This window comes from Corallococcus sp. NCSPR001, from assembly GCF_017309135.1.
GTDB lineage: Bacteria > Myxococcota > Myxococcia > Myxococcales > Myxococcaceae > Corallococcus.
This window is the reverse complement of the sequence record NZ_JAFIMS010000002.1, coordinates 8,030,590-8,057,580: the sequence shown is the minus strand read 5'-3', so window position 1 is coordinate 8,057,580 and position 26,991 is coordinate 8,030,590. Positions and strand designations below refer to the sequence as shown.

Below are 26,991 nucleotides of genomic sequence, written 5' to 3'. Positions count from 1 at the left end.
AGGTTTCGGGCGGACGCGGCCCGGGGCCGTACCCTCCACCTGGTCCGCGGCGCGGCTCTGCCGAAGGACCTGGAGGGAGCGTTCGCATGGTTGCGCACGCACGCACCCGCGACCGCCGCACCCTCGCGAAGCCGCGTGATGAGGACTCCAGGCGCACGCCGCGAGTGAAGCGCTGAAAAGCAAGAAGGCGGCGGTGTCTCCGTTCACCGCCGCCTCCATCCGAGCCACGCATTCAGTCGCGATGCGGCCCGGCGATATTCATGTGGCCTGTCGCGGATGAGGTCTGGCTGCACCCCGAACCTGCCCGCGTGCTCCGTACCCATTGCGTCTGGCGTGCCAGCCTCCGGCCGGCCGGGCCCGCCCTGATTCCAGGGGGTTGTGCCCTCCGCCGGGGGGCGGCCCCTGGTGACTGGGGTCCTTTCCCTGATGACGCCTGTCACCAGGCAGGCGTCCTGGTTGACGCGGCGCGGAAGGATGTTCGGAGCGGGCGAGGGCCGGCGGTAGACTCGCGGATCAGGTCACGGCCCCATGACGAAGAGAGACACCGGAAGGCGAAACACAGGCACCGGCAACTCGGACTCCGCGCGCTCGGGAGCGGGGACGGGCCGTGGCTCGGGCTATGGAACGGGCCCCCGTCCGCGCCGCGCGGAGGACGTCCCGCCCGTTCCCCAGGTGGGCCGCTACCTGCTCCTGCGCAAGCTGGGGCAGGGCGGCATGGGCGTGGTGTACGCCGCCTATGACCCGGACCTGGACCGCAAGATTGCCCTGAAGCTGCTGCACCCCAACGCCAACCACGACAACGAAGAGGCGCGCTCGCGGCTGTTGCGTGAAGCGCAGGCCATGGCGCGCGTCTCCCACCCCAACGTCATCCCCGTCTTCGACGTGGGCATGTGGGGCGACCAGGTCTTCGTCGCCATGGAGTTGGTGGAAGGCGGCACGCTGGGCTCGTGGCTGAAGGAGGCGAAGCCGTCCTGGCGCGAGGTGCTGGAGCGCTACCTCCAGGCGGGGAGGGGCCTTCAGGCCGCGCACGCGGCGGGGCTGGTGCACCGCGACTTCAAGCCCGCCAACGTGCTGGTGAGCCATGCGGGCCGCGTCTACGTGACGGACTTCGGGCTGGCGCGGCAGGTGGGCGAAGGGCCGGAGGCGCCGGTCTCGCCAGAGGAGGCGCAGGTCCTGGAGTCCTCGGACCGGCGCATGCTGGACACCACGCTCACCGAGGCGGGCCTGCTGGTGGGCACGCCCAACTACATGTCCCCGGAGCAGTTCCGGGGCACGCAGTTGGACGCGCGCACGGACCAGTTCAGCTTCTGCGCCGCGCTCTACGGCGCGCTCTACGGCACGCGCCCCTTCGACCCGGGCAGCATCAAGGCCTACGCGTCCGCCAGCCGCAGCGCGGAGCTGGAGGCCACCGGCACGCAGTCGCTGGGCGGCACGCAGTCCCTGAACGCCGCGCCCGCGAAGGCGGTCCCGGTCATGCCGCCGCCCGCGCTCATCCGCGAGCCGCCGCGCGAAGTGAAGGTGCCCGGCTGGGTGCGGCAGGCGGTGCTGCGCGGGCTGGCGCTGGACGCGGACGCGCGCTTTTCGTCCATGCAGGCCCTGCTGGACGCGCTCTCCCAGGAGCAGCGCCACGGGCAGCGCAAGCGCTGGCTGGGCGCGGCGGGCGCCATGACCACCGCGCTCGCGGTGGCGGGCGGCGTGGCGTGGCAGCAGTCCCAGGTGTGCGCGGACGCGGGAGCGCTGATGGACACCGTGTGGACGCCGGACGCGAAGGCGAAGCTGACGTCCGCCTTCCTCGCCACCGGGAAGCCCTTCGCGGAAGGCATGGCCGCGCGCGCCGTGCAGGTGCTGGGGCATTACGCGGACGCGTGGAAGCACCAGCGCGTCCAGGCGTGCGAGGACGCGCGCGTGAGCGGCGTGAAGCCGGAGGAGCAGCTGGACCGGCAGGTGGTGTGCCTGGAGCGCCGCCGCAAGGACCTGCGCGCCACGGTGGACCTGCTCGCGAGCGCGGACGCCGCCATGGTGGTGAAGTCCGTGGACATGGTGCACGCGCTGCCCGCGCTGCACGAGTGCGAGGACGTGGAGGGCCTGGCCGAACAGCAGCGCCGCCCCTCCGACCCCGCGCTGCGCGACGCCATCGAGGCGCTGGAGGACCAGCTGTCGGAGGTGCGCGCGCAGGTGGACGCGGGCCGCTACCCCGCGGCGCTCACGGCGGTGAAGGCGCTGGAGGCGCCGGTGGAGAAGACGGGCTACCTGCCGCTGAAGGCGGAGATGCGCTTCCACCTGGGCTGGCTCCAGGAGCAGACGGGCCAGTCGCCGGAGGCCTCCCACCTGCTGTCGCGCGCGGTGTTCGACGCGGAGGCCGGCAGGGCGGACCGGCTGAAGGTCGCCATCCTCAACAAGCTCCTCTACGTGGAGGACGGCCAGAAGCACTACGACCCGGCGGCGAATTGGGGCGAACTGGCGGAGGCCACCCTCCAGCGCCTGGGCGGCGAGCCCGTGCTGGAGGCCGACGTGAAGGTGAACCAGGCCAACCTCGCCATGTCCCAGGGCCACATGGAGGAGGCCCGCGAGCGGCTGACGGAGGCGAGCGCCCTCTACGACAAGGCGCTGCCCCCCGGGCACCCCAAGCGCGCGCGGACCCTCTTCCTGCTGGGGCGGCTGGCGCTGGGCACCGGCGACGCGAAGGGGGCGGTGCCGCTGTTGGAGGCGTCGCTCGCGAAGACCGAGGCGGCGGTGGGCCCGGTGCACCCGGACATGGCCAACCGGCACGGCCTCTTGTCCCTGGCCCTGCGCGACGCCGGCCAGCCCGAGCGCGCCCTGCCGCACGCCCAGGCGGTGGTGGACCTCTACAAGGCCCTGCACGGCGAGAAGAGCGCCCAGGTGGCGGAGGCGCTGGACGAGCTGGGCATGTGCCAGTTGGGGATGAAGCGCTACGACGACGCGCTGAGGACCTACGAGCAGGCCGTGGCCCTCAAGCGCGAGCTCTTGCCCGAAGGCGACGAGGGGCTCCAGCCGTCCTACGACGGCGTGGGCCAGGCGCTGCTGGGCCTGGGCCGGGCGCGCGACTCCGTGGCGCCGCTCCAACTCGCCGTGTCCTTCGCGTCCGCGCCCCCGGATGCGCTGGCGGAGTCCGGCTTCGCGCTGGCGCGGGCGCTGTACCAGACGGGCCAGTCGCCAGAAGCCCGCGGCGAGGCCACCCGCGCCCGGGCGCGCTTCAGCGAGTCCGGGATGGACGAGCGCGTGGGCGAGGTGGACTCGTGGCTGGAGACCCTGCCCAAGGAGTCCCCGCGCCCGCCTGCCCGCAAGCCGGGCCGGGGCCGGCGCAGGTAGGACGACACGCGCGGCTGCTGGCGACCCTGGCGGGGCGTGCTACCGTCCCGCGCCGTGTCGCTGCCACCGGATGACGACGAGGCGCTCCTGGATGCCACGGCCACCCTGAACCGGGGCCGTGCGGGACAGGTGCGGATGGTGCTGCGGGTGCTCTCCGGCGCGGAGGCCGGCAAGACGCACCCGCTCAAGCAGGGGACGTACATGGTGGGCAAGAACCCCACGTGTGACATCGTCCTCACCGACAAGGCCGTCTCCCGCCAGCACCTGAAGCTGGAGGTGCACGACGAGCACGTCGTCGCCACGGACCTGGGCTCTCACAACGGCTCGTTCGTGGAGGGGCTGCGCTTCACCGCCATGGAGCTGCGCCCCGGCGCGGTGCTCACGCTGGGCACCACCGAATTGAAGTTGGTGCCGGAGGACACCCGCGAGCGCTCGCTGCCCCTGTCCTCGCGCGACCGCTTCGGCGCGCTCGTGGGCGGAAGCCGCAAGATGCGCGAGGCCTTCACCGTGCTGGAGCGCCTGGCGCCCGGCGGCGCGGACGTGCTCATCCACGGCGAGACGGGCACGGGCAAGGACCTGTGCGCGGAGGCCATCCACCAGCAGAGCCCGCGCGCCAAGGGCCCCTTCGTCATCGTGGACCTGGCGGGCGTGCCCTCCACCCTCATCGAGTCCGAGCTCTTCGGCCACGTGAAGGGCTCCTTCACCGGCGCCCAGGGCGACCGCGCCGGCGCCTTCGAGCGCGCGCAGAACGGCACCGTCTTCCTGGACGAGATTGGCGAACTGCCCCTGGACCTGCAGCCGCGCCTGCTGCGCGTGCTGGAGCGCCGGCAGGTGAAGCGCGTGGGCGGCAACGACTACTTCACGGTGAACGTGCGCGTGGTGGCCGCCTCGCACGTCAACCTGGAGCAGGCCGTCCAGCAGGGGAAGTTCCGCCGCGACCTCTTCCACCGGCTCGCCGTGCTGCGCGTGACGCTGCCCGCGCTGCGCGAGCGCCCGGAGGACATCCCGCTGCTCATCGACCACATGCTCAAGCTGATGGGCCGGCAGCCGGGCGCGCTGTCGGACCAGACGCGCGCCCTGCTCATGCAGTACCCCTGGCCCGGCAACGTGCGCGAGCTGCGCAACGTGGTGGAACAGGTCGTCAACCTGGGCGAGGAGGCCCTGCCGGACCTGGAGGCGCCCCCGGGCACGGACGGCCGCAAGGGGCCGGACCTGGACCTGCCCTTCAAGGAAGCGAAAGAACACCTCATCGAAGTGTTCGAACGTGACTACCTGAAGAACCTCATCGAGCGCTGCGAAGGCAACATTTCCAGGGCTTCTCGCGAAGCTGATATCGACCGTGTCTACCTCCGGAAACTCCTGCGCAAGCACGGGTTGGATCCGTCCGGGGAGCCTTAACACGGGGCGGCATCACAGGTAGGATGACATCCCCCTCCCTCCCCCTTGGAGCACGACCGTGAGCGTGAACCTTTCCAACAATCTCCTCCGTACCTTCCAGCAACTGGCGGAAGTGAAGCCGACCGCCGTCCCGCAGCAGACCGCGGAGCAGGTCGGGTTGCCGGAGGAGAAGGTCGTCTCGCAGGTGGAGGGCGCGCCCACCCCCGTGCAGACGGAGCAGGCCACGGACGCCTTCGCGGCGGTGCAGGCCCTCAACCAGGCGTGGGCGAATCGCTTCCAGCCGGTGTCGGGCGCCTCCGCGCAGGACCTGGGTGTCCAGGGGACGCTGGCGAACGCGCCCCAGGCCCCGGAGATTGGCGGCTGGGACGCCGCAGCGGCCACGGACCCCGGGGTCGTCAAGCAGGCCAACGCGAACGACTGCGGCGCCGCGGTGGCGGTGATGCTGGGCAAGGAGCTGGGCACCAGCCAGACGCAGCCCGCGTCCGACAAGGAGAAGATGGCCGCGCTGGAGTCGCGCTTCACGCAGGGCCAGGGCACGTCGCCGCATGAGCTGTCCAACATGCTGGCCAACCAGGGCACCAAGGTGACGCACACGTCGTCCAAGCTCGACACCAAGGCCCTGGATGACGCGCTCGCCCGCGGCGCCAAGGGCGCGGTGATGGTGGACTCCAGCCTGGTGGACCCCACCACGAAGCCGGGCGAGACGGGCCGCGCGCACTGGGTCTCCGTGGAGGGCAAGGACGACCAGGGCCGCTACCTGCTCAAGGACCCCAGCACCGGCTCCAAGATTCCGGTGGACGCCCAGCGGCTCGCGGACTCCGTGGACATCAGCTGGAACCGGCACCAGGGCGGCGGGCAGATGATCGTCGAAAGCGCCCAGGGCATGTCCGAGGCCCAGGCCGCGCAGGAGGGCGGCCTGAAGGCCGTCACGCTGGGCAACACGGACGGTGGCGGCTCGCGCGCCATGTCCAACTTCGGCCGCGAGTCCTCATAGGCCGTAGGCCGTAACGCCTGACGGCGGATGGATTGGAGTCCATCCGCCGCGCGAAAGCTTCAGACGACGAGGTGCTGCACGGCCTGGAGCCGCAAGAGCTGCCGCGCGAGCTCCTGCACCTGCTCCACCTCCTGCAGGCCCATCACCTTGCGCAGCGCGAGCCGCTTGTCCGTGGAGGCGCGCAGGAGCAGCGCCCGCAGCTGCGGATTGCTGAGCAGCGGGTTGAGCTGGCGCAGGTGGCCCACCAGCGCGCCCAGCTGGGGCAGCGTGAGGCCCGCCACCATCACCTGCGTCGCGGAGCCCTCCTCCGGGCTCTGGCTGGTGGCCAGCATCCACGGCGAGAGCAGCAGGGAGCGGGTGAAGTCCCCCTCGCAGGACAGGCCCAGCCGCGCGCACTCCTCCACCACGGCGCCGGAGTCGTGGCCCGCGATGATGGGCTGGATGCGCGCGGCCTCGTACTTCTGGAGGACGGCGTCGTAGAGCTTGCGGGCCTCCACGCCCTGCGGCGTGCGCGGGAACTCCGCGAAGGCGAGAGCAATCTCCGTGCGCAGCGTGTTCAGGAGCGTTGCGTCGTCCGCCGTGCCGGGCTCGCCCAGGACCTGGGCCAGGTAGGCCCGGTCCTCGGGGACCGCGTTCGCGGACTTCCACCACTCGAAGGTGACGGAGCTCACGCTCAAGACCACCGGCAGGGTGACGACGCCCTGGCGGCCGGGGTTGGCGAGGAAGGCGGTCATCTTCCCCGCCACCTCCGTGAGGCCGCGGTGGAGCCGGTGGAGGACGGCGATTCTCAGCTTCCCGCGGCCCTCCAGCGCCTGCTTCGCGGCGTCCGGCGACTGCCCGTCCGTCGCGGTGCGCTCCCGGGGGGATTCGGACGCGCCGGGCCGGCGCTCGAACTGGGGCGCCACCGGCACCTGCGTCGCCGTTGGCGGAGGCTGGGGGAGCGCCGGGGCCTGCTGGGGTGTCTGAGCCGCGAGGGCCGGGGGCTGCTCCAGGCTGCCCAGGGGGGCGGCGCCATGCGACGTGCCGGCGGCCATGCCCTCCTGCTGCTGGGCGCCCCGGGCGCCGCCACCGCCGGCCTCGTTGCGCTCCGCCTCGCCGGAGCGGCCGAAGTCCATGCCGTCCTGGGGGCCGGATTGCTCCAGGCCCCCCTTGGCGGAGGCTCCCTTCGCGGAGCCGCCCTTGACGGCGACACCTCCCTTGCCGGTGCCGCCCTTCCCGGTGGCCTTGCCCGATGACTTTCCTTCACCGGACTGTGCCTTCTCCTCCTTCTCCTGCGCGGGGCTCTGCAGGGGCAGGCCCGGGCGGGGAAGACCAGACGGAAGGCGGACACTCATGGATGGGGGCCTCGGTTGAGGGGAATCAGGCCAGGTCCTTCAGGTGGACGACGAGGTTGCTGTTCTTGCTGCCCAGCGTGCTCGCGTCATCCGTGGGGATGACGTAGCCCTGATCCGCGCCCACGTGCTTGCGGAAGAAGTCTACCACCTCCGGATCCTGCACGTTGGACGTGGTGCTCTTCTTGATGCCGTACGCGCTGCCGTCCGCTCCCTTGGCCTTCACGGAGTCAGGCGCGGAGGCCAGCAGGTTGTCCATCGTGCCCGACAGGCGGCCGCCACCCTCCGGCTGGATGGTCATCGAGGTGTTGTGGCCCTCGATGTAGCTGACGTCGTAGTAGGTGTTCCCGAACCCACCGTCGAACTTCACTTCACCGAGCGTGGCGTTCTTGCCGTCGCCCTTGTCGGTGCGGAAGTTGCCGGACCAGTTGTCCGGGAACTGCACCGTGCGGCTCTCACCCGGCTTCAGCGTGACGGAGTCGATGGCCTTCTCGCCCGCGTTGGGGGTGAAGTTCACCGTCATCGGCTTGTCGCCGTCGTTGTTGAGGGTGATGGTGTTCTTGCCCTTCGCCGCGCTCGAGTCCCCCACGGACTGGGGACCGGCGACGGCCGCGTCCTTCTGGGGGGCCGCGGGGGCCGGTGCCGCGGCGGACGCGGCGTCCTGCTCGGGGGGCAGGGTGTTGGCGCTCGCGCCCTCGCCGCCCAGGTCCGGCACGCCGCCGAAGGAGTCACCGCCCAGGTCCGGCACGCCGCCCTGCGCCGCGCCGGCCGCGCCCTCGATGCCCGGAGCCGCGGCGCCCTGCTGCGCACCGGCGCCGTTCATCCCGCCGAGCATCTGCACCAACTGCGTCAGCATCTGGACCATCTCCGCCAGTTGCTCCATGGGGTTGCCACCCTGGAGCGCGCCCTTCCTGCCCACGCCGGCCGGAGCGTCGAAGCCATCCGCCTGGAACATCCCCTGGAGCGAACCCGGGCCGTTCTTCGCCGTCACCGCCGTGGGGCTCGCAACCGGGCTGGAGAGCTCCGCGGCGGACGTGCGGGGGGAGAAGGAGGAGCTGGCAACGGACGACTTCGACAGGGGGGAGAGCGCCATGGCGGTGTTCCTCGGAGATTGGATGGGGCGGCCAGAAGAAGCCGTCCGGTTCAGCGATGTGGGGGGCTAAAGCACGGCGCATGCCACGCGCCCCACACGCTGCTCGACGAGGTAACCGCTTGGAATTCTTCAGGGGATGGACGGGACGGAGGGAGCCGAAGGCCGCCTCGCTGATGACTGCCGTCAGGCCCCTGGTGTCTGGCGTCATCAGGCCCGAAAGCACGACTCGCGCGGGACGCAGTGCGCCCCGCGCGAGAAGAAACCACCGCGGCGTTCAGGCCGCGCGGATCAGACCCTTCGGACCGTGCTCGAATGGATGAGCCGCAGTATCAGCAGCAGCACCACCGCTCCGATGAACGCCACGAAGATGGTGCCCGCGATGCCGCCGAATGGGGCTCCCGTGCCGAGCGCCCGGAGGATGAAGCCTCCCAGGAACGCGCCCACCACGCCCACGACGATGTCGCCAATCAGGCCGTAGCCACCGCCCACCACCGCGGACGCGAGCCATCCGGCGATGAGGCCAATGACCGCCCACAACAGGATTGTCTCCAACGCCATGTCTCTTCCTCCCATCGAGGTGATGGAGGAAACATGGGCATGATTCCCGGCCGCGCTTGCCCCTCCCGCCAGGGCGACGGCAGGGCGACCAGGCAGCCGGCACGCTTCAGAGGAGCGCGGGGCAAATTGCCCCACGGAAGCACGGGGCAAAACGCCCCAATTTGAACGTCCGTGCGCGCTCTGCTGGCATCGGGTGAACACCTGCCGCTGAAGGCGGCAAGGAGCTCATCTCCGTGAAGCGCATCTTCGAGTCCGTCGGGTCGCCGTTGCAGTTCGACCGTGAGTCCTTCCGGTGCCGTCACACGCTGCTGGGGCACCCCGCGCTGGAGCTGGAGAACCTGGCGGGCGTGGTGCAGCGACTGCCTTCCGAGAACGTGTTCTTCAGCTCCGGCCTGGTGCCCAAGGACGCGGACTTCGACCGCGCGCACGTGGACTACCGCACCGGCCTGTCGCTGAAGGACACCGTGGAGAACATGATGACGAGCAACTCGTACATCATGCTGCGCGCGCCGGAGCAGGACCCCAGCTTCCATGAGCTGTACCGCGCGCTGCTGTCGGAGGTGGAGGACCTGATGCGCGCGCAGGGCGTGGGCACCCAGGCCGTGGATCCAATGCTCTACCTCTTCATCGCGTCCCCCGGCAGCGTCACGCCCTTCCACCTGGACCGCTACTCCACGCTGCTGATGCAGTTCCGGGGCAGCAAGGCGGTGCACATCTCGAAGGCGTGGGACGAACAGGTGGTCCCCGCGCCGGACCTGGAGGCCTTCGTCGCGCGCTCCGGCTCCAAGGTCAGCTACCGCGAGACCTTCGATGAGACGGCGGTGCGCTACGCCTTCGGGCCCGGGGACGCGCTGCACATCCCCTTCGTGGCGCCGCACTACGTGAAGAACGGCGCGGAGGATGTCTCCGTGTCGCTGTCCATCATCTTCAACACCCGCGAGACGGCCCGGCACCTGCGCGCGCTGCGCGCCAACCATGCGCTGCGCAAGCACCTGGGGTCCCTGGGTTACCGGCCCACGCCCGTGAACCGCTCCCTGCCGCTGGACTACGTGAAGAGCGGCATGGAGCGCGTGGTGCGCCGGGCGCGCGGCCTGCTGCCCGCCTGAAGCCCCCACGCCCGTCGGCATCAGCCGATGGCACATGCGCGAGAAGCTGGCCCGATGCCCGGAACCCCGGGGTGTTGACGGCGGCATCCTTAAAGATGCATTCAGAATGCATCTTTTGGGGCGTGGGCCCGGAAAGGCAGCGAAGCCATGACGAGCGTGTACGAGAAGCTGGGTGGAGAGCCGGCGATGGCGGCGGCGGTGGACGTCTTCTACCGGAAGGTGCTGGCGGACGAGCGCATCAGCCACTTCTTCGAGGACGTGGACATGGAGCGCCAGGCCGCGAAGCAGAAGGCGTTCCTGACGATGGTGACCGGTGGGCCGGCGAGCTACTCGGGCAAGGACATGCGCGCGGGACACAAGCACCTGGTGGAGCGCGGGCTGAACGAGATGCACTTCGACGCGGTGGCGGGGCACCTGAAGGAGACGCTGGAGGAGCTGGGCGTGCCCGCGGACCTGGTGGGCCAGGTGATGGCCGTCGCCGAAGGGGCGCGTGCGGACGTGTTGAACCGCTGAAGCAGCCGTCAGGAGGCACGCCATGGCGAAGGTGCGGCATGAATCCGAGTGGTATCCGCTGGAGCCCGGAGAGACGGTGCTGGACGGCCTCTTGCGCCAGGGCGTGCGCGTGCCTCATGCGTGCCGGGCGGGGGCCTGCCAGTCCTGCCTGATGCGAGCCACCTCGGGCGCGGTGCCCGAGGCGGCGCAGGTGGGGCTCAAGGACACGCTGCGGGCGCGGGGCTACTTCCTCGCGTGCACGTGCCGGCCCCCGGCGGGCACCGCGCTGGAGGTGGCGGGGGCGTCGGAGCTGCGCGTCCCCGCGCGCGTGGTGGACCTGGAGTCGCTCAGCGGGGACGTGTTCGCGGTGCGGCTGGAGGTGGAGTCCCCGCTCGACTATCGCGCGGGGCAGTACGTCACGGTGGTGCGCGCGGACGGGCTCGCGCGCAGCTATTCGCTGGCGAGCCTGCCTCGCGAGGGCCGGTTGGAGCTGCACGTGCGGCTCGTGCCCGGGGGCGCCATGAGCGGCTGGTTCGCGCGTGAAGTCAGACACGGCGACCCGGTGCACCTGCAGGGGCCGGCCGGGGACTGCTTCTACGTGCCCGGGCAGCCGGAGGCGCCGCTGCTGCTGGCGGGGACGGGCACGGGGCTCGCGCCGCTGTATGGCATCCTGCGGGACGCGCTGGAGGCGGGCCACACCGGCCCCATCCACCTGTTCCACGGGGCGAAGGACCCGGGCGGGCTGTACCTCGTGGACGCGCTGAGGGCCCTGGCGGCGAGCCATCCGAACCTCACCTACCGGCCCGTCGTGCTGGCGGGAGGAGGGGAGGTGGAGGAGGGGGCCCTGGAGGCGAAGGTCGTTGGCTGTCTCCCAAAGCGCCCCCTGGGCTGGCGGGCGTTCCTCTGCGGCAACCCCGAAGCGGTGCTATCCCTGCGCAAGAAGCTCTTTCTCGCGGGGTTCTCGCTGAGGGACATCCACGCGGATGCCTTCCTGCCGAGCGTTCCGCGAGCGGGGCCCGTCGCCGGAGCCGCCTGACTTGCACCTGACCCTTCACGCCGACTACTCGCTGCGCGTCCTCATGTACCTGGCGGCACGTCCGGGGCGGCCGTCGTCCACGCAGGAGATGGCGGACGCCTACGGCATCTCCAAGCACCACCTGGTGCGCGTGGTGCAGACGCTGGCGCAGGAGGGACACGTGGAGGTGAAGCCGGGGCGGGCCGGCGGCGTGTTGCTGGCGAAGGCCCCGGGAGACATCCGGCTGGGCAAGGTGGTGCGCGCGGCCGAGCCGGACTTCCACCTGGTGGAGTGCTTCGACAAGGAGCGCAACACGTGCCCCATCGCGCCGGCCTGCGGGCTCAAGGGCGTGCTGGCGGAGGCGCGTGACGCGTTCCTCGCCACGTTGGACAAGTACTCGCTGGAGGACCTGCTGCGGCGCTCCAAGCCCGGCCTGTCCGACCTGCTGCTGACCCCGGCCGCGCCGGAGCGGTGAGCTCTCCCGCGCTTCCGCTCAGTCCCTGAGGGAGAACCGGTTCTTCAGCTTCGTTCTGGAGCCATCGGGCCGGTACAGGTAGGCCGCGCCTTCCTCCGACTTGATGGTGTGGTTCTTGTTGGGGGTGTTGTCGACGTTCAGGTAGATGGTTCCCTCCGCGGCCCAGACCGGAGCGTTCGCGGCCTGGGCGAACGTGGTCAACACTTCAGGGTCGTTCTGGCCGCAAGCCGCGATGATGATGCTGGCAGGGCCCAGCAGTTCCTGGATGTCGGCGCCGACCTTCTCGGGAGCAAGGAATCCGCGGTTCTGCTCGCGGCCCATTGCATTCTCAATCAACTGTCTGTCATTCACGGACGGGCCACATCCGCCCAGCCAGAGCTGTCCGGCACATCCATGGGTCGCGATGACCAGCTTTGAGACCGCGCGGCCGGCTCGGGCTCGGGCGAGCGCCTCGAGTGAGTCCTGATAGGTCGTCACGGCCTGGACGCATTTGACCTTCCGGTTCCGCTGTTTGAACGTTTCCTTCACTGCCCCCGAGAATTTCGAGCCATGGTTTTCGCCCTGGAAGTCATGCCAGAGCACCAGGATGATGGCCTCGGTGTCAGTGGGTCCCTTCTGCGAACGGCTGGCGGAAGTGATGATGTATTCGTCCCGATTGAACCTGCCATCCGTGATGACGTTCCCCTGCTTGTCGGTGGCTGTGAAATCGATGAAGTCGTTCACGGAGGCTTTGGCGAGCTGTTCATGCCGGATGAGCACCGAATCCATGCCTGGCAATTGGACGATGTAGCCGTTCCGCACGAGCGAGATGACCTTTCCGGTATGGATCACCGGCTCGGGGAGTTCCTCCTCCTTCATCTCGGAGTCAGAGCCGGAGTCGGAATGGGAGTCGACGTTGGTATGGGTGTGCTTCGGAATGGGCCCGAAGCCGGGCTCCACGATTCGTGCCAGCCGGGCCCAGGAGGCTCCGTTGTGTTGATGGGACTCGAACTCGACTCTCATGCCGAAGCGGAGATTGAACCAGTCTTCCGCCCTCAGAAAGGAGTTCTGCGATGCCTTGAAGACGTCCTGGCCCGCCTGGAGATTGACGCTCGTGATGGTGGTCTGGTCCACGCCATTCAGGGCCTGGGGCCCGAGTGTCCCATGGTAATAGGTGTTGACGCTGACGAAGACTCCAATCGTTGGCATGTCTCACCCCCCATCCAGCCGGTGGTACTCCGGGGATGGTGGCAGGAAGCCAGGCATTGTTCAATGTCGGCACCCGGTGGGAATTGGAGCCCCGCCGTCAATCCAGCTCGCTGACGAATGCTGCCCAGTCGTCTGGCTGGACCGTGACTCCCGACCACTTCCGCCACGCGGTGGCCTCCGCCATCCACGCCGCGGCGCCGCCTCGTAAGGGGAACGCGCGCGTGACCGCGAGCCGGTGAACCGTTTCGTGTTCGCGCAGGAGGCCGCGGTTGACCGCGTCGACTTCACCGGGCCTCGCGCGCAGGCGCGGCTCCGCCGCCTTCATGGCGCCGTCCTGGCGGAACAGCGTGGCCAGGTCCTCCACCACGGGTATCTCGGTGAATGGCCAGATACCGAGGAGTGGTGGCTCGAGGCCTTCCAGCAGCGCCGCGTGCAGCCGGTCGTGGCCATCCACCACCAGCCAGCGCTCGGCCAGGGCGAAGTAGCTCAGGAGGACCGGCGGAAGCGTTCCGTCCCGTGCGTGCTTGCGCCAGGCCTTCACCCGGCCGTCGTCCTGGGGTGACGGTGCGCGCAGCGACATCACCCCGCCACTGCGCTCCGGGAGGGCGCCAGCTTCCGCCCAGGACCAGTCCTCCGCGCGGAAGGGAGGGAACCGCAACGCAGCGTCGAGCCCGCATGGGGGCTCCGGTAGCACTCCCGTCCCGAGGATGGGGACCGTGGAGTAGCCCTGGGCCTTGCTGACGGGAGTTGTCTGGAGTGGCCGCATGCACCAGCGCCCCGAGTGGAGCAGGGATGGCTCGGACGTCTCGAACTGGTGGACCCACCACTGGTTCCACGCGGCCCACCACCCGGGCGACCCTGGATCCGGGGGACGCCGGGCCTCCTCGGCCGTGATGTGGGGGAACGCGCCCGCGAGCTTCGCCGGGCCGCGCAGCCAGGCGCACCCGTTCCACCAGTCATCCACCCGCATCCAGAACAGCGGCTGCGCGCCCAGCATCATGCGCAGCAGGTAGGGCCGGGTGGCCTCCACATGGAGCAGGGGGCGCCGCCGCCAGTGTCCCCAGGAGGGAACCGTCAGCAGCAGCCCGGGTCCACCCACCGGCATCCGCCAATCCGTGTCATCCGCCATCACAGCGATTCGTGGTGTCACCGGCTGCCCTCCGTGGCCCGACGCTACACCTCGTGGCGGACCCACGAGCCGTTCTCGAATACCCAGGGCCCGCCGTCGGAGCCCCCGGGAATGCCTGCCGGGCGCCTCCGTGAGGCGTCTCCAACCTGTCCGACTGTCGGACAGGTTCGTGGCGCACGGCCGCCGGGCGCTCCCTGCGTTCTTGCCTTCTCATCCACGAGGACAGACGGCATGTCCGGGACGCCGGTGTCGTTCCCGTCCGACGCGGCACCTCACGGCGGGCCCCTTATCGCGGACCCGCCGTGAGGGAGTCATGGCCTCAGCGCCACGTGTCGTTCACGGTCGAACTGCCCGTGGCCGGCGTCGTCAGGGTGCGGTTGGCGCCGCTCTCCCAGGTGACGTTGTTGGCGGTGTCCTTCTTGATGAACTTGTACTCAATGGCCGTGGAGCCCGGCAGCCCGACGGCCGCGCTCCACGTGGGGTAGTTGGCCGCGGACAGCAGGATGGCATTGGCCGGAGCCCAGCTCCCCAGCGCGGCGACGTTGCCCACCACGTACACGTTCTGTCCCACCACGGTGCTCGCCGTGACGTTGAACGTAACCGTGGCCCCGCTGGTGGACGTGGTGACGGAGAGCGCACTGCTCGCCGCGGACACATTGCCCGCCGTGTCCTTCGCCCGCACGGTGTAGCTGTACGCAGTGCCCGCCGTCAGCCCCGTGTCCGTGAAGCTGGCCGTCGTGGGCGAGCCCACCAGCGCCCCATTGCGATACACGTCATAGCCCGCGATGCCGCTCGCGTCGGTGGACGCCGTCCACGTCAGGGACACGGTGGTCGCCGTCTTCGACGCGGCCGTCAGGCCCGTGGGCACCGAGGGCGCCGTGGTGTCCTGGGACGGCGCACCCGCGGAGATGGTCCCCGCGTTGAACGTGGAGGTGCCCGCGGGGAAGAAGTAGTTGAGCCCCCCGTTGTTGTCCCACGTGCCGCTGCCGTTGTTGAACACGGCCTCCAACTGTGTGGCCGAACCCAGGTCCACTGTGTGCTTCGCGTAGCCGGAGACCTCCGCCGCCGCCATGGCCACGCCCGGCGCCGTCGTCCACGTGCCGCCCGCCGGACGGGAGTGGATGTATGGCGTTGCGTAGCCCTTCTTGTAATAGACGGTCGCCGTGTTGCCAGCGCTGGTGGTGACGGAGAGCGCGGTGCTCGCCGCGGACGTGTTGCCCGCCGCGTCGCGCGCCCTCACCGTGTAGCTGTAGGCCGTGTTGGAAGACAGCCCGCTGTCCGTGTACGTCGTCGCCGTGGGCGAGCCCACCTGTGTGCCATTGCGGAACACCAGGTATCCCGTCACGCCGACGTTGTCCGTGGACGCGGTCCAGCTCAGGGACACCGTCGTCGCGGACTTCGACGGAGCCGTCAGTCCCGAAGGCACCGACGGCGCCGTGGTGTCGCTCACCGGCGCGCCCGCCGTGATGACGCCCGCGTTGAACGTGGAGGTGCCCGTGGGGAACAGGTAGTTCACGCCGTTGTTGTTGTCCCACGTGCCGCTGCCGTTGTTGAACACGGCCTCCAACTGCTGCACGGAGCCCAGGTTCACCGTGTACTTCGCATACCCCGTCACCTCCGCGTCCGGCATCAGCACACCAGGGGCCGTGGTCCACGTGCCACCCGCGGGACGGTAATGGAGGTACGGCGTGGCGAAGCCCTTCTTGTAATAGACCGTCGTCGTGTACCCCAGGCCGGTGGTGACGGAGAGCGCGCTGCTCGCCACGGAGGTGTTCCCCGCCGCGTCACGGGCCCTCACGGTGTAGCTGTACGTCGTGCTCGAGGACAGCCCCGTGTCCGTGTACGTCGTCGCCGTGGGCGCGGCCACCTGTGTGCCATTGCGGAACACGAGGTAATCACTCACGCCATAGTTGTCCGTGGCGGCCGTCCAGCTCAGCACCACCGACGAACTGGTGACCCCCGACGCGGAGAGCCCCGAGGGCGCCGACGGCGCCGTGGTGTCCGGGGGCAGGGTGGTGACGGAGAGCGCGCTGCTCGCGGCGGACGTGTTGCCCGCCGCGTCCCGCGCCTTCACCGTATAGCTGTACGCCGTGCCCGCCGTGAGACCGCTGTCCGTGTAGCCCGTCGTGGAGGGCGAGCCCACCTGCGTGCCATTGCGGAGCACCTGGTAGCCCGTCACGCCAACGCTGTCCGTGGAGGCCGTCCACGTCAGCGTCACGGAGCGGTCCGTGCGCGTCGCCGCGAGCCCCGTGGGCACGGACGGCGCCGTGGTGTCCACGCGGAGGAACGGGTAGGTGCCCGTCACCGGGCCATTGAGGTCCTCGATGTACTTGCCGCCCTCCTGCCGGTACTTCCCGGCGCCCACGTAGACGGATTGGATCTCGCTCCGGGTGACGTTGCCGCGCGAGTCGGTGGCCTCGATGTAGTAGTCGAGCAGTTGGTCGCGGTAGGCGCCGAGGTACACGTAGTAGAGGTCGCCAATCTCCTGCGCGGCCACCTTCTGCATCACCGGCAGGTGCGCCGGCTGCCACGCCACGCCGTTCATCACCGGCCGCAGCTCACGGCGCTGGAGTGGGTAGTCCACCCACGCGCCCACGCGCGACGGGTCGATGCCGGGCACGCCCGCCGCTTTCAGCGCCACCGGGTCGTAGACGCGAGGCGTGTTGTCCAACGGGTCGATGCTCTTCGCCGTGTGCACGCGCACGCGCGCCTTGATGCGGGTGATGCCGCTCACGTCGAACGCGTAGGTGTACAGGGCGAAGTTGTTGTCGAAGTGGTGCAGCGTCCACCCTTCGGACTTGTCCGTGTTGGCGCTGCCCGGGTTGTACGGCCAGCGCTGCGGCCACCAGACGGACGGGCCCGTGCGGTCCTGCGCCAGCCGGTCCTGCACGTACGGCTTGGAGAAGTAGAGCGACTGGTTGAAGGACAGCGTGGGCTTCACGTTGTCGTCCACGTTCTCGTCGTAGTAGCCGAAGCCGGAGTCCATGGCCGGCAGGAGGAAGTACCAGGCCAGCTCCGCGGGGTTCGCGCCGCCCGCCCAGTCGTTCGCCGCGTCGCCCTTCACCGGGAAGGACAGCATCCACGGGTTGAGCTGGTTGCCCGCGTGCGTGATTTGCGAGTCCAGCGCCGTGGTGGGCTTCCAGTGGTTGGGGTGTCCATCCAGCCAGACCTGCTCGGCCGTCTTCGCGTAGTTCATCGCGGCCTGGAGCAGCGCGAAGTTGCGCTCCAGGTAGTGCCAGCCGTGCTCCAGCGACACCGTCATCCCCTCCTGCACGCCGCTCAGATTCGTCTTGGGCGCCAGGTTGAGGCCGGTGGCGGAATTGAAGGCCGGGAATTGCCCCTTCCAGATGCCGAAGGGCAGCCGCCAGTGGTGCCACTGCGGGTCGGACGAGGAGTCGCGCGTGTCCACCCACGAGCCGTCCTGCACGTGCACCACGTCCGTGGAGACGGGCGTGTTGTTGACCAGGTACTCGTCGATGCCCAGGCACTGCACGCCGCCGGTGCAGGTGACGGCGCGGCCGTTGAGCCACGTGTCGAGCGAGCCCGCGCGCCCGCCGGAGTTGTCGCCGTCATGCGCGAGCACGAAGAACTGCTTCTGGGACGTCAGCCCCTCGAAACTGCGCAGGCCCACCACGTCCACGGTGGCCTGTCCCTCCCAGCCCTCCAGCCAGGAGCCGTTCTGGTTGACGGGGATGCCCACGACGCGCGACTCGGCGCCCGTGGCCGGGTCCACGTAGCGCACCCAGTGCGGCGTGGAGGCGAAGGGGTACTTGTTGCGGATGACCTGCTGCTCGTGCGCCATGGACTCGCTCACCCAGGCGCCCACGGTGCTGGTGTTCTGGAGGTCCGCGCGGTTGGGCGGCGACACCAGCGTGTCCGAGCCCGGGTCGTTGAGGAACGGGTAGTCCTTCAGCGTGCGGGAGAAGTGGTTGTCACCGATGACGGACCACTTCACGCCCAGCTTCGCCAGCGTGGGGATGAGCCGCTCGCTGAAGCCCAGCTCCGTGGGGAAGAAGCCCTTGGAGGCCGTGAAGCCGCTGCCCAGGAAGTACGGCTGGGACAGCGTGGCGCTCTGGTAGATGAGGTCCTTGAGGAAGTAGTCCGGCCCCACCAACGGCCCCATGGAGTGGTGGCCCGTGAAGTGGATGAGGTCCAACGAGCGGTTGCCCGCGGGCGTGCGCAGGTTGGTGTAGCGGTCCCTCCAGCTGGCGCCCCAGTTGGCGTTGTCGTAGCCGGACACGTTGCGGCGGGTGACCAGGTCATTGACGTTGTTCACCACCGCGCCGGACATGGTGACGTGAATCTGTCCCGTGGTGGCGTTGGCCTTCATGTCCGCCGCCACGTCCGGCGGCCAGTACTGATACGCGCCCACCTTCGCGTGGTGCGAGTAGTACGTCACCAGGTCGTCGTGCGGCATGGGCGCGCCCGACGGCAGGAAATAGGTGTAGTTGGCCGGAGGTGACTGCTTTATCTGGATGACCTGTCCGTCATACGCGTAGCGGATGGGGCCACCCACCGGCGTCGCGTTGTATTGGGTCAGGTCGTAGTACGCCCAGAAGTTGGGCATGTGATTGTGATACACATGCGCGGCGGCGATTTGAGCCTTTGCCGGTGGCGCGTGTAACAGGATGACGGCGAACACCGCGAGCAGGGCCAGTTGCGGCTGTCTTTTCATGGGGCGTCCTCACCGGACGAGAGGGGCCGTCCGGTGGGCGCTGCTTACTGGCGTTTGACTCAAGATTTCCCATGTAAACTGGGAATGACAATCTGTAAATTGATACTGCGTCGCGTCAGTCATTCGCGGAATGCGGTCGTTGACAGGGGGCATGCGGGCCCGGACAGTCGGGCGCGCCATGGCCACCTATCCCGCGTCAGCCCGTGAAGCCTTTGTCCAGTTGCGTACGCTTTCGGAGGCGCTGGCCCGGCCGGAGGAGCGTGCGCGGGCGCTGGCGGAGCTGCGTGAGCTGGCGGAGCTGTCGCGAGACCAGCCCGAGGGCGCGCCGCTGCGGCTGGCGTCGGTGGTGGTGGCGGTGGGCGCGTCCCAGGAGCGGCTGGAGCTTTTGATTCCGCCGTCCATCTTCGCGCCCGAGGCGTGGGCGTTCACGTTCCTGGAGGGGCTCTTGAAGGTCCCGCTGGACGAGTACGCCGGCAAGCAGTTGGTGGAGGTGGGCTCCGGCTCCGGGTGGATTTGCATCGCGCTGGCGAAGTTCACGGGGCTCTCGCGCATCCGGGGGCTGGACCTGAACCCGCAGGCCCCGGCGGTGGGGCTGTGCAACGCGTGGCTCAACGGCGACGAGGCGCTGGTGTCCCGGCTGTCCTTTGGCGAGAGCGACCTGCTCTTGAGCCTGCCGCGGAAGCCGGAGTGGGACTTCATCGTCGGGTGCATCCCGCAGGTGCTGCGCGGCGACGAGCTGCCCGCGGAGCTGGCGCAGGCGGATGAGCAGGCGCTCCTGGATTTGTCCAACTACACCTCGTTGCAGAACGTCTACGAGGACCACTTCGGCCTGGGGCTCATCGCGCGCCTGCTCAACGAGGCGCCGGAGCGGCTGTTGCCGGGAGGACGGCTGCTGTTGAACCTGGCGGGGCGTCCGGGCCGCGCCATCATCGCGCGGATGTTCACCCGGCGGGGCTTCACCACCCGCGTGCGCGTGGCCCGGCGGGTGATGCAGGCGGCGGACACGGACATCCGCCCGCTGGTGTCGCTGGAGCAGCGCACCGGGCGGGAGTTCGAGTTCTTCATGGAGGCCCACAGCCCGGAGCCGCTGCGCGCGGCGACGGCGCTGGGCTGGCTGCAGGCGGGGCACCCCATCTGGCACGAGGTGGCGGTGTGGGAAGCGCACCTGTCGCTGCCCCGGGAGACGCTGGCCCTGCGCGCCGCGCTGCGCTCGCTGGGCATCGCGGCGCTCCAGGAGGAGCTGGACCTGGGGGCGGCGTCCGCGGAGCAGCTGGGCTTCGTCACGGCGCTCGCGGAGCGGCTGTCCCAGGCGCCCTTCCTGCCCTACGCGCACGAGGCCGGCGACGCGTCCTTCCGCAGGCTGGTGGCCCGCTACCTGGACCGCCACTTCGGGCTGAGGTTGTCGGAGGACTCGCTGTTCGTGGCGCCGGAGCGCGAGCAGGCCGTCTATTCCTTCCTGCTCGCCACCTGCGACCCCGGGGACACGGTGCTGGTGTCGCGCAGCCTGCACCCGCTCTACGCGCGCGCCCTGGACAAGGCGGGCGTGCGCGCCACCGTGACGCACAACACGCTGGGAGAGATCCGCCGCCTGCTGAGCGCCTTCGACGTGAAGGCCGTGCTGCTGACGGTGGAGCCGGGCGAGCGCACCAACCTGGCGGTGCTGCGCGACATCGTGGCGGAGGCCTCGCGCCGGGGCATCTGGGTGGTGCTGGACGAGAGCGCCTTCTTCAACATCACCGGGGACGTGGAGCCGCGCACCCTCTTCGAGTTCCTCGCGCGGACGCAGCACGCGTCCAACCTGGTCATCCTGTACGGCCTCATCAAGAACGCGGTGTGGCCGGATCTGGAGCTGACGCTGCTGCTCCCCGTGCCAGAGCCGCTGCGCGCGGACCTGGAGGTGGCGGCGGAGGTGACGTACTCGCGCATCAGCGTGCTGGCGGAGTGGTTCTACGAGCGCACCTTCTCGGAGTTGCTCGCCTTCCGCATGGCCTTCGCGGAGCCGGAGCCGCCCTCGCCGCACCGGGCGCCGGAGGTGCCGCTGCCGCGCTCGAACCGCATCGCGAGGCTGTCGGAGCTGCCCGCGTTCGCGCCGAAGTTCTTCCGCGAGGACGACCCGGAGCTCGTGCGCCTGGACTACGGCGAGAACGAGGGCCCCATGCCGCTGCCGCTGGTGGAGGGGCTCATCGCGGCGGGCGTCGCGCCGCGCGCGGACGGAGCGCAGACGGGGCTGGCGGAGGCGGTGGCGGCCTTCCTGCTGGAGACGCGAGGCGCCCGCTATGCCCCCGAGGACGTCGTGGTGGCGCCGGGCGTCTGGCCGCTCATGCACCACCTGGGCGTGGCGCTGCGCCAGCGGCTGGGCCGGGCGCCGCGCGTGTTCCTGGTGACGCCCTGTTACGGCGTGCTCGAGCCCACGTTCCTCGCGGCGGGGTGCGAGGTGGAGTCCGGCCCGCTGGGCGCGCTGCTGTCGCGCCGCGCGCGGGGGACGACGCCGGACGCGGTGGTGCTGTCGCAGCCGGCGAACCCCACGGGGCACTACCTGTCGCATGAGGAGTTGATGGCGCTGGCGACGTTCGTGGTGGAGCAGCGCTGTCTCTGGATCTCGGATGAAATCTTCGGCCTGGTGAACCTCACCAACCCCACGGCGGAGACGGTGCACAGCCCGGTGACACTGGAGGGGGCGGTGCCCGGCATCGGCGCGCGGACGGTGCTGCTGGGCGGGTTGTCGAAGGAGTTCGCGGCCGGGGGTCTGCGCGTGGGCTGGGTGGCCACGAAGGACCGGGCGCTGGTGGCGGCGCTGCGCGACAGCGCCCCGGGAGTCCTGCACACGCCCACCGCGCGCGCGGCGGCATACCTGTACGCGGCCCATGCACGCGGGCCGGATGGGCAGTTACTCTACGCCGCGCGGCACAAGGCACTGAGGAACTACCTGGCGCGGATGCGGCGCGACCTCGCGGAGAAGCGGGCATTGATCGCGGAGGCGCTGCCGGATGACGGCCGCGCGGAGGCCACGGAGGCGGGAGGCCTGTTCCTCGCGCCGCCGATGACGGCCTGGCTGGGGCGCTCGGTGGACGGGGTGAAGTTGACGCCGGAGAACCTGCCGCGCGTCGTCTACGAGCACACGCACGTGGTGCTCAACGGCGGCGCATGGTGCGGCGACCCGGAGCGCGTGCGCGCGGTGTTCTCCATTCCCCGGGAGAAGTTGTTGAAGGCCCGCGATCGCCTGCGGACCTTTGGCCAGAGGCTGCGCTGACGCAGACCTGGGACCGTTCCTCTACACTGCGCCAACCCATGATCCGTTCCCTCGCCGTCCTCCTCTGCTGTCTGCCTGCTGGAGCGCTCGCGGCCTCCGAGTCCTGGCTCGTGACGACCGACCTGTGGGGCAACCCCGCCTATCAATTCCTCACGCTGGAGCGCGACGGGAAGCGCCTCTCCGGTGAGCTGGACGGCGATGCGCTGAAGGGAGAACGCACTGGCAATGCCGTCCACTTCGTCGTCACGGACTCACGCCAGAAGACCTACGTCTTCGACGGCAAGGTGAGCGGTGAGTCGCTGCGTGGCACCGCGGACTACCCGGACAGCAACAACCCGAAGGCGCGCGCCTCCCATGCCTTCACGGCCCGGTTGCTTCCCTCGCGCCCCTCGGGCGCTCCTCGTGTGCATGACTTCACGCCCACCTCGTGGTCCAACGAGTTCACCGCGCACCGCGCGCCGGTGCTGACCGTCTGGCCGGGCGACACGGTGCGGACCTCGACGCTCGACTCCGGCGGCATGGACTCGAAGGGCGTCACCCGCGCCCTCTTCGGCAACCCGCAGACGGGGCCCTTCTTCATCGCCACCGCGAACCCGGGCGACACGCTGGCCATCCGCATCCGTCGCCTCACGTTGAACCGCACGTTCGCGGACAGCCTGGATGGCATCGTGGGCCGCGCCCTCACGCCGGGGCTCGCCGCGAAGGCGACGGACCTGGGCAAGCCCGTTCGCTGGAAGCTCGACCCCGCGCGCGGCGTCGCGACCCTGGAGAACCCGACGGAGCGCCTGAAGGCCTTCACCGTGCCGCTGCGGCCCATGCTGGGCGGCCTGGCCGTGGCGCCCGGCTTCGGCTCCGCTCCCCTGTCCACCGGCGACACGGGCCGCTACGGCGGCAACATGGACTTCAACGAGGTCGTGGAGGGCAACACCGTCTACCTTCCCGTGGCGCAGCCCGGAGCGCTCCTGTACCTGGGCGACGCTCACGCCGCGCAGGGCGATGGCGAGACGTCGCAGTACGCCCTGGAGACCTCCATGGACGTCGAGTTCACCGTGGACGTCCTGCACGGCAAGCCGCCGCCCTCCACGCCTCGCGTGGAGTCCCCCACGCACCTGATGACGCTGGGGCAGGGGGGCTCACTGGATGACGCCCTTCGCTCCGCGACGCAGGGCATGACGCAGTGGCTGGAGCAGGACTACGGGCTCACCCTGTCGGAGAGCGCACAGGTGCTGGGCAGCTCCGTGCAGTACGTCGTCGCGAACCTCGCCGGGCGCAGCGTGGGCGTCGCCGCGAAGCTGGACAAGGCGCGGCTCCAGGCCCTCTGACCCGCAGTGAAGTGAGCTGTATTCCCGGGTGCGTCCCCGGCCCTGGAAAATCGGGCGGAAATGCCGTGTCGATTCCGAGGCCCCTCGTTCGACGTGGAGATGAACCCTCCCGGTCACCCGGGAGCACGTCTTCCTCCGAACCGGGAGCCTCCCATGGCCAGCAAGATCGCAATCGCCGTCCTCGTCCTCGTCGTCGCGCTGGGCGCCTTCATCGCCACCCGTCCGGACCGCTTCCGCATCGAGCGCAACGCGCTCGTGGCCGCGCCCCCGGCCACCGTCTTCGCGCAGATCAACGACCTGCACCGGTTCGACACCTGGAACCCGTTCCGCTCCGAGCCCGCGCCCGGCGTGACCAAGTCCTTCGACGGACCCAACGAAGGGCCGGGCGCCAGCTTCGCCTATGCCGGCGGTGAGTCCGGGGATGGGCGCATGACCATCATGGAGAGCCAGCCCGGCGCGCGCGTCGTCCTCAAGCTGGAGTTCTTCAAGCCGTTCGAAGCCACCAACCAGGCCACCTTCACGCTCACGCCGGAGAACGGCGGCACCCGCGTGAGCTGGGCGATGGAGGGCGAGAACACCCTGATGGGCAAGGCGATGTCGCTCGTCGTGAACATGGACACGATGCTGGGCAAGGAGTTCGAGCGCGGCCTCGCGAACCTGGACACCGTCGCGCGAGGCGCCACCCCGCCTTCCAGCGCGAGCGCCCAGGCCGACACCGCGGCGCGCTGAAGCGCGCGCCTCAGTCCTCCAGCGCCCGGTAGGCGCCCCTGGAGAACTCCAGGGCCAGGGCATGGTCGCCGGACTGCATCCGCCGCTGGGTCAGGAGGAGGGCCGTCAGGTCCTGCTGGGGGTCGATGAAGAACATCGGTCCGTAGCCGCCGGCCCAACCGTAGCGGCCGGCGGTGGGCGAGACGCCATCCGGCTTCGTGGTGATGGACCCGCCGAAGCCCCACCCCGATGCATCCCAGAAGCCGGGGGAGAAGGGCGAGGCGGCCTTCACCTCCTCCGGAATCTGGTCCGTCAGCATCTCCTGGAGGCTCGCGGAGGACAGCAGGCGCTGGCCGCCACCCAGCAGCATCCGGCAGAACGCGAGGAGATCATCCGCCGTGGACACCAGCCCACCCTGGCCTCCTCCGGAAGGGAAGGTGGGCTGGCGCGACCAGAAGCTGTCCGCCGGTGAGTCCCATGCTTCCAGCTTCCCGGACGCATCGTCGCGCGCGTAGGCCGTCGTGAGCCGGTCGCGCTTCTCCGGGGGCACGGTGAAGGCCGTGTCCTTCATGCCCAGCGGCACGAAGAGCCGCTCGCGAAGGAAGTCATCGAAGCGCATGCCCGAGGCACGCGCGACCAGCACGCCCAGGACCTCGTAGCCGGTGTGGTAGGCCCACCGCTCTCCGGGTTGATGCCGCAGCGGCAGCGAGCCCAGCCGCCGCATGAACTCATCGGGCGGATCCGTGAGCATGTGGAAGCCGGGCGTCACACGGGCCTCGGCCATGGCCCGCTGGATGGGGTGCTTGTCGGGAGGCGCCATCACCGCGCCCAGGCCCCAGCGCAGCGTGAGCAGGTCCCGCACGGTGATGGCGCGCTTCGCGGGGACGGTGTCGTCCACGGGCCCGTCGGGCGTTCGCAGGACGCGGCGGTCCGCCAACTCCGGCAGCCACGGGTCGACGGCGCCGTCGAGCGACAGCTTCCCGTCCTCCACGAGCATCAGCGTGGCCACCGCCGTGATGGGTTTGGCCATGGACGCGAGCCGGAACAGGCTGTCCCGCCGCATGGGCGGCTCGGAAGGCGTGAGGCCCTGCGTGCCCAGCACGTCGACGTGCACGGTGTCTCCGCGCGCAATCAGGGCGACGACGCCCGGAAGGTCGCCGCGCTCGACGTGGCCTCGCAGGGCGGAGGTCACGTCGGCGAGCCGGGACGGAGAGAGCGTGGCAGCGCGTGGGGACATGGCCCTGAGTCTAGCCCGCGCCGCCGCCCGCGAGTGCCTCAGCGCTTCGCGAGGATGAACGCGGTGACGGAGTAGCGCTGGTGGCCCCGGGCCTCGGATGTCCATTCCGTCACGCGGTGGGGGGCGCCCCTCGCGCGGAAGATGAACACCGAGTTGAAGAGCGGCGGGACCCGCATCATGTCCGCGTCCACCTCGGGATGCCGGAAGGTGAGGACGCCGCCGAAGCGGTCCTCCCACGGGCGCGTGAAGTTGTAGACGACGGCGAGCCCCTCCTCGTCTGTGTCCCGGTGCTCCGGGAAGAACTCGCCCACCTCCATGCGCGACACCTGCACCTGCCGCGTCTCCAGCGGCTCGGGCCAGCCGACCAGCGCTGCATGGAAGGCCGCGCCATCCGCGCTCTTGAGCCACGCGCAGAAGTCCGTCAGGGCGGAGGGCTCCTGCTGAGGCAGCGGCGCGATGTGCAGCGGATAGGGGCCGTGGTGGTGGCGCACGAAGCGCGCGTCGCGCAGGGCCTGGTGCAGCGCCTCGGCGCGCTCGGGGAAGAGGGCGTCCGTGAGGCAGAGGTGCGGCACCCGTCCGCCTTCGATGAACTCCCGGCGCAGCGTGGCGTGCAGGGCTTCGGAGACGGAGGCCAGGCGCGTCCACGCGGTCGCGGACGCCGGGAACACCTCCGGCTTCGAGGGCGGGACGGGGCCGAAGATGCTCTCGGCGTAGTCCGTGATGAAGAACCCGCTCGGGCGCTCAGGCCTTGGAGACGAGGTAGCTGGCGAGCCGGGAGATGACTTTGCCGTCGCGCGGGTCATCGAAGAAGGAGATGGCGGGAGTGGGGTTGAATTCAAGCGCCACGAAGGCGCCGTCCGGTCCGCGCCGCAGGTCCACCGCCGTGAAGACCATGCCCAGCGCTTGGGCGCCCTTGAGACACACCGCCCAGGCCTCCTTCGGCAGGCGGGCGGGCTTCACCCGGTGCAGGTTCTGCCTCGCGTCCACCACGCCGTCGGTGGGGATGTGGAAGGCGGACACGGGCTCGCCGTCGAGTACGTAGGCGCGGAACTCGTCGCCCTGGATCTGCTCCTGGAACAGCACCGGACAGTTGGCGAGCAGTTGGAGCCGCTCCTCGGTGAGGTCCGCCTCCTCCACCTTGCGCACCAGCGCGCCGCCGCTCAGGGGCTTGTAGATGACGGCCCGGTGGCGCGCGACGAACTCGCGCACTGCGTCCGGCGAGGCGGTGGCCAGGGTGCTGGGGATGGGGACGCGGTGGCGGCGCAGCAGGGCCAGCTGTTGCAGCTTCAGGTAGTGCAGCTCCACCGCCTCCAGCGGGTTGACGAACGAGCCACCGCGCCGGTGGAGCGAACGCAGCACGGAGTGGAGGAACGACTGGCGCTCCCGCTCCGCCAGGTACTGCTCCTGCCAGCGCGGGAAGTTGCGCTCGGACAGGGCCTCGGCCTCGGGGACCGGGAGCGAGAGGCGCACGAGCTTGAGGTAGAACGAGCGCAGGTCGCTGAGACACTCACCGTCCCAGTGCACCTCGCCGTCCTCCCAGCTCAACGCGGCGGAGTCCGGGACCCGGTCCGTCTCCAGGACGATGGCTCGCGCGCGGCGCCGCTCCACCGCTTCGGCGACGAAGCGGGTGGCGTCATCCGAGCGCGAGCCGATGACCACGACCTTCTTGCGAGACGTCATGGGGTCCCTG

The 26,991-nt window shown here is 70.1% G+C and carries 19 protein-coding genes; 10 read left to right on the top strand and 9 right to left on the bottom strand.

The features are described 5' to 3' along the window. The first annotated feature begins 528 nt into the window (after positions 1–528). The 3 genes from JYJ93_RS34275 to JYJ93_RS34265 all read left to right on the top strand — a co-directional run bounded on the left by JYJ93_RS34275 (position 529) and on the right by JYJ93_RS34265 (position 5,722). Positions 529–3,330, top strand: a complete 2,802-nt coding sequence (locus JYJ93_RS34275) for a serine/threonine-protein kinase (protein ID WP_206798725.1) — start codon at positions 529–531, stop codon at positions 3,328–3,330. A 135-nt stretch (positions 3,331–3,465) separates the two neighbouring features. Beyond that, on the top strand, positions 3,466–4,728 hold the full coding sequence (locus tag JYJ93_RS34270; protein WP_242544852.1) for a sigma 54-interacting transcriptional regulator: 1,263 nt from the start codon (positions 3,466–3,468) through the stop codon (positions 4,726–4,728). Positions 4,729–4,786: 58 nt separating this feature from the next. Then, complete coding sequence (locus JYJ93_RS34265) at positions 4,787–5,722, top strand: hypothetical protein (protein ID WP_206798724.1); 936 nt, start codon at positions 4,787–4,789, stop codon at positions 5,720–5,722. Between the two features lie 59 nt (positions 5,723–5,781). On the opposite strand, the gene JYJ93_RS34260 is transcribed toward JYJ93_RS34265, so the two are convergent. The 3 genes from JYJ93_RS34260 to JYJ93_RS34250 form a co-directional block, all read right to left on the bottom strand. Next, complete coding sequence (locus JYJ93_RS34260; RefSeq protein ID WP_206798723.1) at positions 5,782–7,056, bottom strand: hypothetical protein; 1,275 nt, start codon at positions 7,054–7,056, stop codon at positions 5,782–5,784. A gap of 25 nt (positions 7,057–7,081) precedes the next feature. Beyond that, positions 7,082–8,146: a hypothetical protein gene (locus tag JYJ93_RS34255; RefSeq protein ID WP_206798722.1), complete on the bottom strand. Its 1,065-nt coding sequence runs from the start codon at positions 8,144–8,146 to the stop codon at positions 7,082–7,084. A 288-nt stretch (positions 8,147–8,434) separates the two neighbouring features. Next, a complete protein-coding gene (locus JYJ93_RS34250; RefSeq protein ID WP_014394573.1) occupies positions 8,435–8,704 on the bottom strand; it encodes a GlsB/YeaQ/YmgE family stress response membrane protein in 270 nt (89 codons plus the stop codon). 233 nt (positions 8,705–8,937) lie between these two features. Between JYJ93_RS34250 and JYJ93_RS34245 the strand changes: the two genes are divergently transcribed. From JYJ93_RS34245 to JYJ93_RS34230, 4 genes are all read left to right on the top strand, one after another. Then, entirely contained in the window at positions 8,938–9,810 is an 873-nt protein-coding gene (locus tag JYJ93_RS34245) for a cupin domain-containing protein (RefSeq protein ID WP_206798721.1), read from the top strand. A gap of 147 nt (positions 9,811–9,957) precedes the next feature. After that, positions 9,958–10,323 carry a group 1 truncated hemoglobin gene (locus JYJ93_RS34240; RefSeq protein ID WP_206798720.1) on the top strand — a complete coding sequence of 122 codons (366 nt, stop codon included), beginning with the start codon at positions 9,958–9,960 and terminating at the stop codon, positions 10,321–10,323. 22 nt (positions 10,324–10,345) lie between these two features. Continuing rightward, a complete protein-coding gene (locus JYJ93_RS34235; RefSeq protein ID WP_206798719.1) occupies positions 10,346–11,338 on the top strand; it encodes a 2Fe-2S iron-sulfur cluster-binding protein in 993 nt (330 codons plus the stop codon). Between the two features lies 1 nt (position 11,339). Next, the gene (locus tag JYJ93_RS34230) at positions 11,340–11,792 is read left to right on the top strand and encodes an Rrf2 family transcriptional regulator (protein WP_206798718.1); all 453 of its coding nucleotides are present in this window, start codon (positions 11,340–11,342) and stop codon (positions 11,790–11,792) included. A gap of 18 nt (positions 11,793–11,810) precedes the next feature. Here JYJ93_RS34230 and JYJ93_RS34225 read toward each other — a convergent pair whose 3' ends face one another. The 3 genes from JYJ93_RS34225 to JYJ93_RS34215 all read right to left on the bottom strand — a co-directional run bounded on the left by JYJ93_RS34225 (position 11,811) and on the right by JYJ93_RS34215 (position 18,784). Next, entirely contained in the window at positions 11,811–12,980 is a 1,170-nt protein-coding gene (locus tag JYJ93_RS34225) for a hypothetical protein (RefSeq protein WP_206798717.1), read from the bottom strand. Positions 12,981–13,077: 97 nt separating this feature from the next. Continuing rightward, positions 13,078–14,109: a hypothetical protein gene (locus JYJ93_RS34220; protein WP_242544034.1), complete on the bottom strand. Its 1,032-nt coding sequence runs from the start codon at positions 14,107–14,109 to the stop codon at positions 13,078–13,080. Between the two features lie 319 nt (positions 14,110–14,428). Then, positions 14,429–18,784, bottom strand: a complete 4,356-nt coding sequence (locus JYJ93_RS34215) for a carbohydrate binding domain-containing protein (protein WP_206798716.1) — start codon at positions 18,782–18,784, stop codon at positions 14,429–14,431. Between the two features lie 178 nt (positions 18,785–18,962). On the opposite strand from JYJ93_RS34215, the gene JYJ93_RS34210 reads away from it, so the two are divergent. The 3 genes from JYJ93_RS34210 to JYJ93_RS34200 all read left to right on the top strand — a co-directional run bounded on the left by JYJ93_RS34210 (position 18,963) and on the right by JYJ93_RS34200 (position 24,085). Beyond that, positions 18,963–22,034: an aminotransferase class I/II-fold pyridoxal phosphate-dependent enzyme gene (locus JYJ93_RS34210; RefSeq protein WP_206798715.1), complete on the top strand. Its 3,072-nt coding sequence runs from the start codon at positions 18,963–18,965 to the stop codon at positions 22,032–22,034. A 38-nt stretch (positions 22,035–22,072) separates the two neighbouring features. Continuing rightward, the gene (locus JYJ93_RS34205; RefSeq protein WP_206798714.1) at positions 22,073–23,356 is read left to right on the top strand and encodes an acetamidase/formamidase family protein; all 1,284 of its coding nucleotides are present in this window, start codon (positions 22,073–22,075) and stop codon (positions 23,354–23,356) included. A gap of 153 nt (positions 23,357–23,509) precedes the next feature. Further along, positions 23,510–24,085, top strand: a complete 576-nt coding sequence (locus JYJ93_RS34200; RefSeq protein ID WP_206798713.1) for an SRPBCC family protein — start codon at positions 23,510–23,512, stop codon at positions 24,083–24,085. A 10-nt stretch (positions 24,086–24,095) separates the two neighbouring features. Here JYJ93_RS34200 and JYJ93_RS34195 read toward each other — a convergent pair whose 3' ends face one another. The 3 genes from JYJ93_RS34195 to JYJ93_RS34185 form a co-directional block, all read right to left on the bottom strand. After that, positions 24,096–25,301: a serine hydrolase domain-containing protein gene (locus JYJ93_RS34195; protein ID WP_206798712.1), complete on the bottom strand. Its 1,206-nt coding sequence runs from the start codon at positions 25,299–25,301 to the stop codon at positions 24,096–24,098. A gap of 38 nt (positions 25,302–25,339) precedes the next feature. Next, entirely contained in the window at positions 25,340–25,969 is a 630-nt protein-coding gene (locus JYJ93_RS34190) for a 2OG-Fe(II) oxygenase (protein ID WP_269013072.1), read from the bottom strand. A 73-nt stretch (positions 25,970–26,042) separates the two neighbouring features. Beyond that, positions 26,043–26,981 (bottom strand): hypothetical protein, encoded by a 939-nt coding sequence (locus JYJ93_RS34185; RefSeq protein WP_206798710.1) that lies wholly within the window; start codon positions 26,979–26,981, stop codon positions 26,043–26,045. Between the last annotated feature and the right edge of the window lie 10 nt (positions 26,982–26,991).